12 protein-coding genes and 2 tRNA genes are annotated in these 13,677 nt (G+C 39.1%); 9 read left to right on the forward strand and 5 right to left on the reverse strand.

The window, feature by feature from the left end:
- Entirely contained in the window at positions 1–348 is a 348-nt protein-coding gene (locus IPZ59_RS13825; protein ID WP_236136636.1) for a hypothetical protein, read from the forward strand.
- On the opposite strand, the gene gap is transcribed toward IPZ59_RS13825, so the two are convergent.
- Positions 345–1,334 carry a type I glyceraldehyde-3-phosphate dehydrogenase gene (gene gap, locus IPZ59_RS13830; protein WP_236136637.1) on the reverse strand — a complete coding sequence of 330 codons (990 nt, stop codon included), beginning with the start codon at positions 1,332–1,334 and terminating at the stop codon, positions 345–347. The genes IPZ59_RS13825 and gap overlap by 4 nt on opposite strands.
- Before the next feature lie 189 nt (positions 1,335–1,523).
- On the opposite strand from gap, the gene IPZ59_RS13835 reads away from it, so the two are divergent.
- Together IPZ59_RS13835 and IPZ59_RS13840 are read left to right on the forward strand one after the other, a co-directional pair.
- A tRNA-Glu gene (locus tag IPZ59_RS13835) sits at positions 1,524–1,595 on the forward strand.
- 54 nt (positions 1,596–1,649) lie between these two features.
- Positions 1,650–1,721 (forward strand) — tRNA-Glu (locus IPZ59_RS13840).
- A gap of 120 nt (positions 1,722–1,841) precedes the next feature.
- On the opposite strand, the gene IPZ59_RS13845 is transcribed toward IPZ59_RS13840, so the two are convergent.
- Both IPZ59_RS13845 and IPZ59_RS13850 read right to left on the reverse strand, forming a co-directional pair.
- Positions 1,842–4,046 (reverse strand): B12-binding domain-containing radical SAM protein, encoded by a 2,205-nt coding sequence (locus tag IPZ59_RS13845; RefSeq protein WP_236136638.1) that lies wholly within the window; start codon positions 4,044–4,046, stop codon positions 1,842–1,844.
- Between the two features lie 79 nt (positions 4,047–4,125).
- On the reverse strand, positions 4,126–7,233 hold the full coding sequence (locus IPZ59_RS13850; RefSeq protein WP_236136639.1) for a PKD domain-containing protein: 3,108 nt from the start codon (positions 7,231–7,233) through the stop codon (positions 4,126–4,128).
- A 191-nt stretch (positions 7,234–7,424) separates the two neighbouring features.
- On the opposite strand from IPZ59_RS13850, the gene IPZ59_RS13855 reads away from it, so the two are divergent.
- From IPZ59_RS13855 to IPZ59_RS13870, 4 genes are read left to right on the forward strand one after another with little or no spacing between them, the layout of a single operon-like run.
- The gene (locus tag IPZ59_RS13855) at positions 7,425–8,372 is read left to right on the forward strand and encodes an acetyl-CoA carboxylase carboxyltransferase subunit alpha (RefSeq protein ID WP_236136640.1); all 948 of its coding nucleotides are present in this window, start codon (positions 7,425–7,427) and stop codon (positions 8,370–8,372) included.
- Between the two features lie 60 nt (positions 8,373–8,432).
- On the forward strand, positions 8,433–9,278 hold the full coding sequence (locus IPZ59_RS13860) for an MBL fold metallo-hydrolase (RefSeq protein ID WP_236136641.1): 846 nt from the start codon (positions 8,433–8,435) through the stop codon (positions 9,276–9,278).
- Complete coding sequence (locus IPZ59_RS13865) at positions 9,268–10,050, forward strand: patatin-like phospholipase family protein (RefSeq protein ID WP_236136642.1); 783 nt, start codon at positions 9,268–9,270, stop codon at positions 10,048–10,050. The genes IPZ59_RS13860 and IPZ59_RS13865 overlap by 11 nt, the downstream gene beginning before the upstream one ends.
- Before the next feature lie 6 nt (positions 10,051–10,056).
- The gene (locus tag IPZ59_RS13870; protein ID WP_236136643.1) at positions 10,057–10,617 is read left to right on the forward strand and encodes a 1-acyl-sn-glycerol-3-phosphate acyltransferase; all 561 of its coding nucleotides are present in this window, start codon (positions 10,057–10,059) and stop codon (positions 10,615–10,617) included.
- A 2-nt stretch (positions 10,618–10,619) separates the two neighbouring features.
- Here IPZ59_RS13870 and IPZ59_RS13875 read toward each other — a convergent pair whose 3' ends face one another.
- On the reverse strand, positions 10,620–11,243 hold the full coding sequence (locus IPZ59_RS13875) for a hypothetical protein (protein ID WP_236136644.1): 624 nt from the start codon (positions 11,241–11,243) through the stop codon (positions 10,620–10,622).
- A 132-nt stretch (positions 11,244–11,375) separates the two neighbouring features.
- Between IPZ59_RS13875 and IPZ59_RS13880 the strand changes: the two genes are divergently transcribed.
- Positions 11,376–12,233, forward strand: a complete 858-nt coding sequence (locus tag IPZ59_RS13880) for a bile acid:sodium symporter family protein (protein WP_236136645.1) — start codon at positions 11,376–11,378, stop codon at positions 12,231–12,233.
- An 8-nt stretch (positions 12,234–12,241) separates the two neighbouring features.
- On the opposite strand, the gene IPZ59_RS13885 is transcribed toward IPZ59_RS13880, so the two are convergent.
- Complete coding sequence (locus IPZ59_RS13885; RefSeq protein WP_236136646.1) at positions 12,242–12,718, reverse strand: hypothetical protein; 477 nt, start codon at positions 12,716–12,718, stop codon at positions 12,242–12,244.
- A gap of 113 nt (positions 12,719–12,831) precedes the next feature.
- Here IPZ59_RS13885 and IPZ59_RS13890 point away from each other — a divergent pair, with 113 nt between their 5' ends.
- Entirely contained in the window at positions 12,832–13,584 is a 753-nt protein-coding gene (locus tag IPZ59_RS13890; protein WP_236136647.1) for a DUF2490 domain-containing protein, read from the forward strand.
- The last annotated feature ends 93 nt before the right edge of the window (positions 13,585–13,677 follow it).

Below are 13,677 nucleotides of genomic sequence, written 5' to 3' on the forward strand. Positions count from 1 at the left end.
ATGGAAAATCCTCCACTGAATTTAGAGAAAATAGACATAATGACTGAGGGAGATGCTGAGTTTAAGACAGAACTCATCATGGCACTCTACAATTCCCTCAATGAGCTTAAAGAGCGGTACCTCCAAGGTGCGAGGGAACAGAATATAACTGCTATTCAAGAAATCAGACATAAAGTCAAACCCTCTTTATCACTTTTTGAAATGCATGACTTAACCCGGATAGTATATGAGGGTAAGGATATTTTGGAAGAGCATGGATTTTCCTCTCTTTTTCGTGATCATTTGATTCTATTCAAACAGCATGTAGAGCTTGCGATTTCCTATATTCAACCTCTTGTTGAAGCTTAAATTTTGCGAACGAGATCTACCAATCTATTAGAATATCCTGCTTCATTATCATACCACCCCACTATTTTACATAAGTTGCCCTTTACAGATGTGAGTGCTGCATCAAAAATACAGGAATGAGGATCCCCAATAATATCTATAGACACTATAGGGTCTGTGCAATAGGATAAAATTCCATGTAAATAAGTATCGGAAGCATTTCGGAAGGCTTGATTGACCTCTGTTGCTGTTGGTGCTTTTTTTAGACTTACGATCATATCTGTAAGCGATCCGTCCGGAACAGGTACACGCATAGCCGATGCCTCGATTTTTCCTTTTACTTTTGGATACACTAATTCTGTAGCAATTGCCGCATTGGTAGTTGTAGGAATAATCGAATAAGCAGCTGCTCTCGCTCTCCTTAAATCCCGATGAGGGGCATCGTGGAGATTTTGGTCATTTGTATAAGAATGTACTGTGGAAACAAACCCATGTTCAATACCAAAATTTTCATCTAAAATTTTCACCATTGGTGCAAGACAATTGGTGGTACAGGATGCATTGGACACGATTAGTTCTTTTCCCGTCAGAATATGATCATTGACGCCCAATACAACAGTTGGAATGTCCCCTTTAGCTGGAGCGGTGATGATTACCTTCTGTGCTCCAGCTTTCAAGTGCTTTTCTGCATCCTCTTTGCTAGTAAATCTTCCTGTTGATTCCAATACAATGTCAACGCCTTGTTGTTTCCATGGAATATTTGATGGATTTGATTCAGCAAAGATTTTGATTCGTTTGTTCTTGACTATTAAATGGCCGTCCTCTACCTGAATAGGGTAGGGATATTTACCATGAATGGAGTCAAATTGAAGTAAATGAGATAAAGTCTCAGGATTAGTTAGGTCGTTGACAGCTACAAGTTCTATGTCATCACAGTCTAGAAGTAACTTGAATGTCAATCTTCCTATTCTTCCACAACCATTGATAGCAACTCTCTTCTTTTTCATTTGGGTCCTCAGCTTACGAGTGGCGAAGTTAGTAAAGTTGGGATTTAAAGCCTAAAATTAATTTTTTGTCCTTATTTTCAGTCTATTGAATCAATCAAACCAAATATTTTCTGGCAGGGTATTGTAAAATAAAATCGTCTTCCTATCTTTGCATCACCATTTCAAAAAAGGGGTTTTCTCAAACACAATGGTCCGTTCGTCTAGGGGTTAGGACGTATCCCTTTCACGGATAAAACACGGGTTCGATTCCCGTACGGACTACTACAAAAGGCACTGTTTATCAGTGTCTTTTTTTGCCCCTCATTGATTAGATATGGTCCGTTCGTCTAGGGGTTAGGACGTATCCCTTTCACGGATAAAACACGGGTTCGATTCCCGTACGGACTACAATAAATGCATTGTTACTTCCTTTAGTTTTCGAATTGTTGGAAAAATAATGAATTTGTTTTATGGTTGTTAGTGGTTAAAGTGAGTGAAAACCCAGTTCTTTGAGCTGGGTTTTTCATTTTATACCCATAATAAACCAGCGTCCGAAAGATCTTGAAATACTGAGCTTTGAATAAAAACGTCAAGAGATCCTAAGTTTGCCTCCTCAAATTGTTGTGAAAATTCCATAAAAGTCATTTCTTTTTCGTGCATTTGAAGCAGGTTTTGATTTAGGATTTTTTCAATCCATCTTGATTCTTTAGTACCAATTTTTATTTGTATGGTTTGAGTTTTCTGTTGAGCTTCCAAGTAAAAACGCTCTACTTTTTTTCCTTTTTTCTGAAAAGCAGTCTTTTTTAAGGATACTCGACCACCCAACCAAACAGCCTTGTGATTTTGCTTCAGGGGTAGAGGAAGTGCATGATGAATGGATTGATGAATGAAATTTTTTGGAACAGTAGGCTTTGGCACTTTAAAGTCAAACCATTCCTGAAGTGGATAATCCATACAGATGCCATGCATATAGTTAAATAAAGCTTTTTTGAGTCCTTGACTAAATCGCTCGTGTTCCGTACCAAGTGGATCTTCGTGACTCAAATCATTATCTGCAAATAAACCTTTTTCCGGTCCTGTACGGATAACTTTGTATTTGTCAGGCTCTAAGCCAATAGGGGCATGGGAGGTCATGGCAAATAAGTGCCAAAAACCGGATTGAAGCACCTCTTCTTCAAACAACTGGCGTACCATTTCTAAACTATCAATGGTCTCTTGGGCAGTCTGTGTAGGGAATCCGTACATTAGGTACGCATGCACCATAATTCCTGAAGCTGTGAAATTATTTGCCACGCGTGCGACTTGCGCAACTGTCACACCTTTTTTCATTAGTTCCAATAAGCGATCTGATGCTACTTCCAAACCTCCCGATACTGCGATACAACCTGACGCCTTTAAAAGTCTGCATAGATCGTAGGTAAAGCGTTCTTCAAAGCGAATATTTGTCCACCAAGAAATCTTCAACTTTCTCTTAAGTATTTCTAATGCCAATTCCCGCATAAGAGCTGGGGGTGCGGCCTCGTCTACAAAATGAAATCCTGTTTCCCCTGTCTGTGTAATTAACTCCTCAATTCGATCGCAAATAATAGAGGCGGAAATAGGTTCATAGTTTTTGATATAGTCTAGTGTGATATCGCAAAAGGTGCATTTTTTCCAATAGCATCCATGTGCCATCGTTAACTTATTCCATCTCCCATCTGACCAAAGTCGATGCATAGGGTTTGCTATTTCTATGACGCTGAGGTATTTATTTAGAGGAAGATATTTGTAGTCAGGTGTTCCAGTATTGCTGAAAGGAATATCCCGCTCCAATGCTTTGTTTTTGTAAATTACCTGCTTGTCTTGAAGCACATAAGTACGTTTCAGCTGTTCTACACTTCGCTTTCCATTCAAGTATTCTAGGAGGTTTTGTAAAGGACGCTCTCCATCATCTAAGGTGATGAAATCTATGTATTTGAAAACACGGGGCTCTTTGAGGCTCCTCAGTTCGGTATTTGGATAGCCTCCTCCCATGGCTACATTGATGGAAGGGTAGTTTTCTTTGATAAATTTCCCAATTCGAAAGGCTCCATATAAATTTCCTGGAAAAGGAACAGACATGCAAACCAAGGTTGGGTTTACTTGTTCAAGTAAGTCCTTTAGAATATCTAGTAGCAAGGTATCTATGTAAGTAGGTTTGCTTTGCAAAGCTGCTTCAATGGGATCAAAGTTTACAGCAGATCTTCCCAGCCGTTCTGCATACCGGCTAAATCCAAAGAATGGATCCACTAGCTCTTGAATAAAATCCCCAATATCTTCTAAGTAAAGTGTAGCAAGGTGTCGAGCTTTATCTTGAACACCCATTGTGCCAAAAGCCCATTCTAAATCATCCAATTGTTCAAATCTTGAAGCTTGAGGGAGAAAGTCTCCATCACAAATGGTGTAAGCAAGCGTTGGGTTTTTAAATTGCAAAAAATTAATAACTGGCTCTATACAAAGAGTATATTCTTCTCGTAGAAAGTAAATCCGTTGTGCATTTGAAGATGCCTGATTGATTTTTTCAAGTGAAACTGAATCGAAAAGCTCCTGTATTCCTTGACGAGAAAAAAGCTTGAGAATGACTTCAATTCCTAAATCTGCTTGATAGGAATCTACTTCCAATGTATTTAAAAATCCTTTGATGTATGCAGTAGCAGGATAAGGCGTATTTAATTGTGTAAATGGAGGAGTGAGTAATAAGACGTTTGCAGCCACGATTCGATAATTTATACTTTTGCAAAGCTACAATATTCCCTTTGCAGTCAATACTAAAGCCTTCAAAACAATCAGTATCCTACCGGATGAGTGTAACGATACCTTTGATCTCTTCTTCGACCAATTCTCCTTCAAATAAGTAATTGTAGGTGAAGACATATCCATAGCTACCAAGAGGAGCAGGACTGTTGTCTATCAAGCCATTCCATCCTGTATCCCCAGAATAAACTAATTGCCCCCAGCGATTTATAACTTTTAGATTGAAGCTTAAATCACAGTTAGATACTCCCATATATTCCCCATCTGAAGGTTTGAAACCTGTAGGCATCCGAACTTGAGGTCTTGCTTCGATCATGTCTGCCGTACCTACACTTACGCATCCACTTTGATTGCGTACAGTTACCGTGTAGGTCCCTTTTGGTATATTTGATAAAATGGCATCAGTGCCGTTGTCAAAATCCCATGAGAAAATAAAAGGACTGAAATCTCCCGTAGGTTCTGCAAGTAACTCACCGTTGAACTGTCCTGGGCAAGCTGGACGAATAATACGTACACCTACTTCCAATGGAAGAGGGGAGTTTATGTCAAATAGCAGAGGAATGGTACAGCCGTTTGCATCGCTTATTTCCAAGGAATAGCTTGTACCCTCGAGATCATTTAAAAATAGCTCATTACCTTGAATGAAGGCATTTGGGAAATTGATGGAAAATGGTGCTGTTCCACCCTGAATAGTGATTCTTGCTTCCCCGTCATCCTTCCCAAAACATGAAGTAGGTTCTGTGGTGATACTAATTATTTCCAGTAAATCAGGCTCAGCGATCTCAATACTTTCAACTACTATTTCGCATCCCAAATCGTCGATCACTTGCACTTCATAAGTTCCAGCACTTAAATCTTCTGCTTTTGGAGCATTTAAAATGGAGTCATGAGACCAACGGAAGGTGTAAGGAGCAGTTCCACCTTGAACATTGAGCTCAATAACCCCATCACTACCTCCAAAACAGCTTACCAATTCTAGGTTTGCGAGGCTAGCCGTAAGCAAAGGGTTTACTACAACTTGTAACTTGGGAGATTCTCCTGCACATAAATTATCCAAAGTACTCACCTCGGTATACCAAAGCTCTCCAATTTCACCAGGATTCGTCCATTGTACATCTACAGTTGAGCTAATATTTCCATTAACGAAGATTCCTCCTGTGACAAACCATTCGTACATTCGATCCTCTAGTGGATTTTGAATTGAATAGGTATCTGGGCTATTTGGATTGTAACATATTTTTGTTGATCCTGTGGGAAGAGATGAATCAATGACCTGATTGATGCTTACCATTAATTCAATGGTATCACCAGGACACCCCTCCAATGTAAATGGTTTCGCTAAAACTTTTGCAGAAGGATTGGATGATCCCCATAAAACGGTTACTTGTCCGCTTGCTTCATCTACGGATGTAATTGTCCCACCTTCTACATTAAATTCAATTTTTGAAAAATCAGAATCTGTTTGGAATGAATATGTTATCTCATCTGTCTCGGGACAAGCATTGGAAGGACCAATTATTTCCCCTAAAATTTCAAGTACCCTGACTTCAAATCGAATCGTTTGTTGCTCATCGCAGCTGTTGGGACTTAAAGCAGCAATCACCGCTACTTCGTAGGTGCCGGGAGATTCAAAAATATGATCTACGATTTTTCCTTCTTCGATGGGGCTTCCATCGCCGAAATCCCATAAAAAATAGGTGAATAAATCATTTTCAGGGAAAATTTCCCAAAGGCCTTCCTGATTGAGACAGGCTATCCGACTTCCTTCCACCTCAAAATCATATTGAGGCTCAATCTCAAAGTTTAAGTTTTCCAATTTTGCACCAGCCGAGTATCCGTACGATTCTATTTCACCAAAACCATAAACGTAGGCAATAAATCCTTGTGGATTTTCAAGCCTGTGAACCCCCTGATTGATTTGGGGTCGTGCAAATGAAAAATCTGTACCAGGGATAGCTTGAAATTGATTACCAATAGCTGTAGATCCATCTAAAACGGTCTGATTTACTGCATCACTCGGCACAATGATCGTGACGAAATGCTGAGTAATCGAAGGCAGTTGGATAGCATTGAAAGTCAAACTACTCAAGCGTTGATTAGTTGGGCTGTAAGTGATCATAAAAGGATCACCATTTTGAAAAAATGGCTGATTGACGTCGTTGCATTGTTGACTTTTTGAAAAAACAGTTACAGCGCTTGGTTTTGATGTTTCGATGAAAGCAGTTTCTTCTCTCCCAAATAAAATGGTACGTGCTTGACCTGCATTCAAAGTGGCTATTTGAGTCCCATTTACAGAGACGGAAGTATTATTTTCGGAGGCAAGAACTTTCACTAATTCCCCAGACGATCGGCCTGCCAAAGGGACATGAACATATGCAGTACCCCAGGTGGATATTGGATAGGTTTGTTGGTATAAATGATCATTGGCAGATCCACATTCCCCTACGGAAGTCCATTTATTTCCACCAAAAACCGCAATATTTTTACAATCATCCGCATTGTCTCCAACGACTCGAACCCTGGTACCCGTAAGATCTTGTTGAGCTTTGATTTGATAACTTTGTCCTTTATTGAGTGTGATGGTGAATGGGTTGTTTGGAGCATTTCCACTGAGTGTAAATACAGTAGGTGTTATTTCCACCCGTGTATTATCTTCGGTGGCTACCACCAATAAAAGGCTTTCATCGTTGATGTTAGGGTTGTAGTTCAGCGGTAAGCTCATAAACTCATAATGAGAAGTGATGTAATGGTCTTTGCCCAAAGCACTCACAGGAAGTATAACCGTCCCATCAGCTGATCTAAATCGTTCATTAAAGGCATGAACAGCTATATTTCCCGAACTTGAGATGAAAACACCTTTATTTTCAACAACTCCTGATGTACGATGTAAAATATCAAAATTTAAAATTCTGTGGATAAATTGTTCTCCAGGATTCAAAGAAAAATTGATTGTGGATGTAGCATATTGGATGACCCCAGAGCTAGTTTCTTCAGCGGTAATGATAATTATTCCCACATCATTGGAGGAATTAGCAGGGTTAGCGGCTATAACTCGGTTATTTTCCATAAATCCTAACCAAAACTCTTTACCCACAGTGGACAATTGAGCATTGCTTTTAAATGAAATCAGCAATATGGTTAGACTCATGAGACAAATTTTTACTAAAAACGCTCTCAGGTCTTTCATCACAAATTAATAGATTTGAAATATACAAAAGAGAAACAAATCCTTTTAGGCTTTTTTTATTTATTGTTGGGCAACTATTTGGATGGAAAAATCGACGAGAATTTTACTTCAAAAGAATATCATTATCTTTGCCTAAGTTAAAAAATTAAAATATGTTGCTAGAATTTGAAAAACCGATTGCTGATTTGGAGCTTAAACTTCAAGAAATGAAGGATTTAGCAAAGGGGAAGAACATAGATTTAAGCAATGAAATACAGTCGTTGGAGGAAAAAATACTATCCTTGAAAAAAGAAACTTTTCAAAATCTCACCCGTTGGCAGCGTGTGCAGCTCTCAAGACATGCAGACAGGCCATATGCGCTAGACTACATTTATGAACTCACTAATGATTTCATTGAGCTTCATGGAGACAGAACTGTCAAGGATGATAAAGCAATGATTGGTGGTCTAGGAGATGTAGAAGGCAGGACTGTCATGTTTATTGGTCAGCAAAAAGGTAGAAATACCAAGCAAAGACAAGAGCGTAACTTTGGAATGGCTAACCCAGAAGGTTACAGAAAGGCTCTCCGTTTGATGAAGATGGCAGAAAAATTTGGAAAGCCAATTGTTACCTTGATAGATACTCCAGGTGCTTTCCCAGGCCTCGAAGCAGAAGAGAGAGGTCAAGGTGAGGCTATAGCGCGCAACTTGAAAGAGATGTTTATGCTGAAGGTTCCTGTTATTTGTATTATTATTGGTGAAGGTGCATCTGGCGGTGCTTTGGGAATTGCCATTGGTGACAAAGTCTTTATGCTTGAAAACACTTGGTATTCGGTGATTTCTCCAGAATCTTGTTCATCCATTTTATGGAGAAGTTGGGACTACAAAGAGCAAGCAGCCGAAGCTTTAAAGCTAACAGCTATAGATATGCAGAAAAATGGCTTGATAGATGGGATTATCGAAGAGCCCCTAGGAGGCGCACATAAAGACATGAAAAAAATGGCTAACACAATCAAGCAAACGATTTTGGATGCCTTAAAAGAACTCGATAAAATCAAACCGGAAAAAAGAATTGATCAACGTATTGATAAATTCTGCTCCATGGGTGTTTTTGAAGAATAGTTACTATACGAGCCCTGTTTATGAATGCATAGTCAGGGTTTTTTATTTCCTTAAGAAGTAATGAAATTACATGTAATCAATACTGGATTTTTTAAATTGGATGGAGGGGCTATGTTTGGTGTTGTACCAAAAGTGTTGTGGTCCAAAACAAATCCAGCAGATGAAAAAAACCTCTGCACTTGGGCGATGCGTTGCTTGTTAATCGAAGATGGAAATCGTCTGATCCTTATAGACAATGGCATTGGTTCAAAACAAGACGCGAAATTCTTTTCTCACTATTATCTACATGGGGAGGATTCTTTGCAAAGCAGTCTAAAAAAGGCCGGTTTTCAAGCTTCTGATATCACCGATAATTTTCTCACTCATTTACATTTTGATCATTGTGGGGGTGGTGTAGCCTACCGTGGTGATGATATGAATAGGTTTGAAATGGTGTTTCCAAATGCACGTTACTGGTCAAATGAGGATCATTGGGAGTGGGCAATAGTACCCAACGGACGAGAAAAAGCTTCGTTTTTGAAGGAAAATATTATTCCAATTCAAGAGAGTGGACAATTAAATTTTGTTGATCTTAACAATCCTTCATTGACTGAAAATTTTTCGTTTTTCACTGCTGATGGACATACGGACAAACAAATGATTCCTATGATTAAGTACAAGGGGAAAACTATCGTATTTGCTGCTGACTTGTTACCATCGGTAGGACATATTCCACTTCCATATGTAATGGGTTATGACACCCGACCTTTAATTACCTTGGAGGAAAAAAAGAAGTTTTTGGAAGAAGCTGCTGATAACGAGTATATTATATTTTTTGAGCATGATTCAGAAAATGAGTGCTGTACGGTGAGACATACAGAAAGAGGTGTTCGGTTAGATCAAACATTTGCGTTAAATGAAATCTAATAAGAAGGTTGGAATCGTACTCTCTGGAGGGGGGATCCGAGGTATCGCACATTTGGGTGTACTGAAAGCACTGAATAATTACTCTATTTTTCCCAATAGATTTAGTGGGAGTTCTGCTGGAGCTATCGCAGGTGCTTTGTACTGTCATGGGTATTCTCCTGATGAGATTTTAGAAATCATCATCAAAACAAATTATTTTAAATTTATACGACCTGCGATTTCGTTGACGGGTTTGCTTCGAATGGAAACTGTACAGGAGTTGTATGAAAAATACCTTCCTGAGAATTCTTTTGAAGCACTTCAGATTCCCTTAGCCGTTGCAGCGACAGACATTAAGCGGTCAAAAGTGGTTTACTTTTCCGAAGGGGAGTTGATACCACCAATCATGGCCTCCTCCTGCATTCCTGGTATGTTTGATCCGATCAAAATCAACCAACATTATTATGTGGATGGAGGGGTGTTAAACAATCTTCCTGTGGAGCCCTTGGATGGGGTATGTGATGTAATTATTGGCGTCAATAGTAATCATCTACCCGATGAACACAATATCAAGAACATCAAAAATCTCATCGAACGTACAGTCATTATGTCGATGAATTACAACGTGTATAGTCGGAAAAATAAATGCGATTACTTCATAGAACCACAAGGCTTGGCGAGATATGGGGTATTTGATTATAAAAAAGCACCTGAGATTTTTCAAGCTGGGTATGATGCTACAGTGAAATTTATCGAACAAAATGAAACTATATTAGCCTGGACTAACAATTAAAAAGCTATGATGAAACTCTTGTCAAGATTTGTTTTTTGGGTCGCTGGATGGAAGTTAAAGGTTGGCTGGCCTGATGGTTTAAAAAAAGCTGTTTTAATTGCGATTCCTCATACAAGCAACTGGGATTTGCTCTATGCCCGAGCGGCCTTCTATTTGATGGATATACCTGTTCAATTTACAATCAAAAAAGAAGTTATGGTGGGACCTTTGGGATGGTTGATCAAAGGTCTGGGAGGTATTGCTATCGATAGAAAACGAATTCCGGGTGGCAGAAAGCAAACCTATACTGAAGCCATGACTACCATGCTCAAAGAGGCTGATGAATTGGTCATCATGGTAACTCCAGAAGGTACGAGAAGTTATGCTCCCAAATGGAAAACAGGCTTCTACCACATTGCCTTAGGGGCAGAAGTACCTGTAGTGATTGGCTTTTTGGATTATAAAAATAAGGTAGCAGGTATTGGCCCTGTAATTTATCCGAACGGAGATATCCACGCCCAAATCGAAGAGATGATGGCTTTTGGCAGAACCATTAAAGGTAAATATCCTGAAAAAGGTATTCTTTAAACCTATTCCACTGTTAAGGTGATGTTGTCAAAATAAATCTTTCCTGTGGTCCTAGGTCCCATGACTAAAAATACACTGATGCGATTGGCATCGGAAGGAAAATTGGGCAGCGTCAGTTCAAATGGGGTCCAGTCAAATGTGCCTTCTATAAAATTGCTTCGTTGACTTGTGACCGATCTGCCAATTGTACCACCTGCTCCTTCTGCAGGCCAAGCTCTGATCGTCATCCAAACATTGGAGTTAACACTATTGAGACGAATATCTTCCCCTTTGATCATCGCGCGCAATCGTAGCCTCCTATTTCCATTGGGCATTGGGCCTGTGTAATGTTGCACCCAAGCTACTGAGGATCTAGCAAGGCTATCGGTACCTTCTAAGAAAAGAGATCGATTTCCAGTAAAGTACTCTTCATCAGATACGCCTACTATAAATGGTACTGCTGCCACAGAAGTCCAAGGGCTTACATTATCCAAAGAATTGGACAAGTCAATATTTCGTAAAAGCTGACTCCCGGAAGGAACAAGTGTCTCCTGTTCCATACAACTAAGTACGGTAAAAGCAACACATAATACCAACATCCTTTTCATCAGTGTTTCATTTGATTTTCTGTGAATTAAAACGCTCATTTTGAACTTCTTGTTGGGAAATCTAAAAATTTTTGCTAGAATTTCAGCATAAATTCTTTATTTAGAAAGAGTTTGGAGAGTTTTTCCAGACTTTTACATGATTCATGGTTGCATCACCAAAGCTTAACACCTATGCAAGACAGTATATTAACTGCAGTTTTCTTACCCTTAGCCTTGGCATTTATCATGTTAGGTATGGGGCTTTCATTGACTACGAAAGATTTCAAGAATATCATTGTCTACCCCAAAGCTATTGGTTTGGGTTTATTAAATCAATTGATTTTACTTCCGTTGGTTGCTTTTGCACTCGTTCAACTCTTCGGTCTCAGTGGTACTTTTGCCGTAGGGTTCATGATTTTAGCCGCTTGCCCAGGTGGAGCGACCTCTAACTTGATTACCCATCTGTCAAGAGGAGATGTTGCTTTATCGATCAGTTTGACTGCTGTGAGTTCATTTATCACTATAGTCTCTATTCCATTAATTGTTAATTTTTCGATTGGCTTTTTTGGAGAGGAGGGGAGTGTGACCTTACCTGTATTTCAAACAATCATTCAGATCATGGGTGTAACAGTCATACCTGTAGCGATAGGGATGCTTTTGAAGAAAAAGTTTCCTTTGCTTTCAGTGAAAGCAGATAAGCCAGTTAGGATTGCTTCTGCGGTTCTTTTTGCCCTAGTTTTGATTGCTGCGATCTTGAAAGAGCGAGCGTCAATTGTCGAATTCTTTATCCTTGCAGGGCCAGTTTCTTTGGCATTGAATATTGCAACCTTGATCTTGGCTTTTTTTTTAGGAACGTTGTTTATGTTGTCAAAGCGTCAGCGATTGACAATTGCCATAGAATCTGGTCTCCAAAATGGTACCTTAGGAATAATGATTGCAGCTACACTTTTGAAAAATTCTGAAATGACCATCCCAATTGCAATTTATAGCTTAATCATGTTTGTTACTTCTGCATTGATCATCTTTCTAGCCAATAAAAAAACCGCTTAATAAGCGGTTTAATAAAGGTCCTTGATAACAATTGGCTTTCCTCTAAACTCGGAAGATTCGCCTTTTTTCTTACCCCAAAGGGCTTGGACCAATGGAGAATCTTGTGATACAAGCTGATAGTCTTTGCCATCCACAGCAAGTTTACCATAAGGAGTTGAGACCCAAATATTCCCCATCATGACTTCAAATACCGCTCCTTCCTGAATACGATCAGTAGGTTTTACAGAAACTGCATTCAATTGTGCTAACATCAACTTTGAGGTAGACAACCTTTTTTGGAGGATTTCTCTACTTTGGTTAAGCATTTCTTGGTGGGTTTCATATTTGTCGCCTGCGGAGCTTTTCTCTTCTATCTCAGAAGATTCCTGCAAGTCTGTAAGCTGTTGCTTTATGTCTAGAATCTGAGCTTTTAAAGCTTCCTGTCCAGCAAGTAGCAACTTGGTCTTCATAGGATGTTCGTGTTCTATCATACCTGCAAAATTCATATTTTTTTATGGATATTTAAATGGATGAGTTCACTTTATTAGGAAGAAGACCTAAATATTTGATTGCTTTCACTAGTTATTCTACACTTTGAATTTTAAATTTGATTTTTGATATGAAAAAAATCGTCTTTTTCTTTTTTTTTATTCTGCTGAGTGGAACATCCACTGCCCAGCGAGATGTATCTATCAATACAGAAGTTTGGTATGGCTTAATGACTTCGGGTCAACTTGCGAAAAACTGGTCCTTATGGATTGATTCACATCATGTGCCAGAATTATTTTTAATTGTCAGGGGCGGATTAACGTATCATAGTAATAATCAACAATGGTCTGCAACTATGGGTTATGCCGGACTTGGGTTGACAACTCCTTTTTCTGCAGGTGACCTGATTCGAAACGAGCGAAGACCATGGGGGCAGGTGGTATTCCGTCCACCAGGGAAAGGTAATTTATCTGCTTCCTTCCGATATCGGCACGACATGCGATTTAGACAACAGTTCTCAAGTACCGAGTTGTTGGACAGTTATCAATTAAATCATCGATTGCGATTCAACGCAAGCGTGCGATACAATTGGAGAGATTTGATAAGTCCGCATGTAAACTTTTCTACGACTCTATTCAATGAGTCTTTGTTTACCGTAGGACCTGCACTAGCTGATAATCCTTTTGAGCATCGGGTTTTTATGCTGTTTTCATTTCAAAAAAAGTTTGTAACGGTTTCTCCTGGTTATCATATTCGGGTTGCTACTCCTAATCCAGAAACCCTTCGCATCAATCATGGCTTATTTTTGTGGATCAATATTAATTATAGTTTGAAGGAATTCCGAAGAAGCAAAATCAAAGTTTTTCCAGAAGACCGAATCTAATCTTTTTATGAAAATATTTTTTCCGCAATCGTTTGATTTCAGATTGCTTTTTTTATTCGTATCTGAATTCCGTAACTTACCGCTTAAGTGGAA

The sequence above is a fragment of the Mongoliitalea daihaiensis genome (assembly GCF_021596945.1).
GTDB lineage: Bacteria > Bacteroidota > Bacteroidia > Cytophagales > Cyclobacteriaceae > Mongoliitalea > Mongoliitalea daihaiensis.

Excerpts from the sequence above, each read along its gene's own strand:
- gap (WP_236136637.1), bottom strand. The coding sequence starts at position 1,334 with ATGAAAAAGAAGAGAGTTGCTATCAATGGTTGTGGAAGAATAGGAAGA.
- IPZ59_RS13870 (WP_236136643.1), top strand. The coding sequence starts at position 10,057 with ATGATGAAACTCTTGTCAAGATTTGTTTTTTGGGTCGCTGGATGGAAG.
- IPZ59_RS13860 (WP_236136641.1), top strand. The coding sequence starts at position 8,433 with ATGAAATTACATGTAATCAATACTGGATTTTTTAAATTGGATGGAGGG.
- IPZ59_RS13885 (WP_236136646.1), bottom strand. The coding sequence starts at position 12,718 with ATGAATTTTGCAGGTATGATAGAACACGAACATCCTATGAAGACCAAG.
- IPZ59_RS13890 (WP_236136647.1), top strand. The coding sequence starts at position 12,832 with ATGAAAAAAATCGTCTTTTTCTTTTTTTTTATTCTGCTGAGTGGAACA.
- IPZ59_RS13855 (WP_236136640.1), top strand. The coding sequence starts at position 7,425 with ATGTTGCTAGAATTTGAAAAACCGATTGCTGATTTGGAGCTTAAACTT.
- IPZ59_RS13880 (WP_236136645.1), top strand. The coding sequence starts at position 11,376 with ATGCAAGACAGTATATTAACTGCAGTTTTCTTACCCTTAGCCTTGGCA.
- IPZ59_RS13865 (WP_236136642.1), top strand. The coding sequence starts at position 9,268 with ATGAAATCTAATAAGAAGGTTGGAATCGTACTCTCTGGAGGGGGGATC.
- IPZ59_RS13850 (WP_236136639.1), bottom strand. The coding sequence starts at position 7,233 with ATGAGTCTAACCATATTGCTGATTTCATTTAAAAGCAATGCTCAATTG.
- IPZ59_RS13875 (WP_236136644.1), bottom strand. The coding sequence starts at position 11,243 with ATGAGCGTTTTAATTCACAGAAAATCAAATGAAACACTGATGAAAAGG.
- IPZ59_RS13825 (WP_236136636.1), top strand. The coding sequence starts at position 1 with ATGGAAAATCCTCCACTGAATTTAGAGAAAATAGACATAATGACTGAG.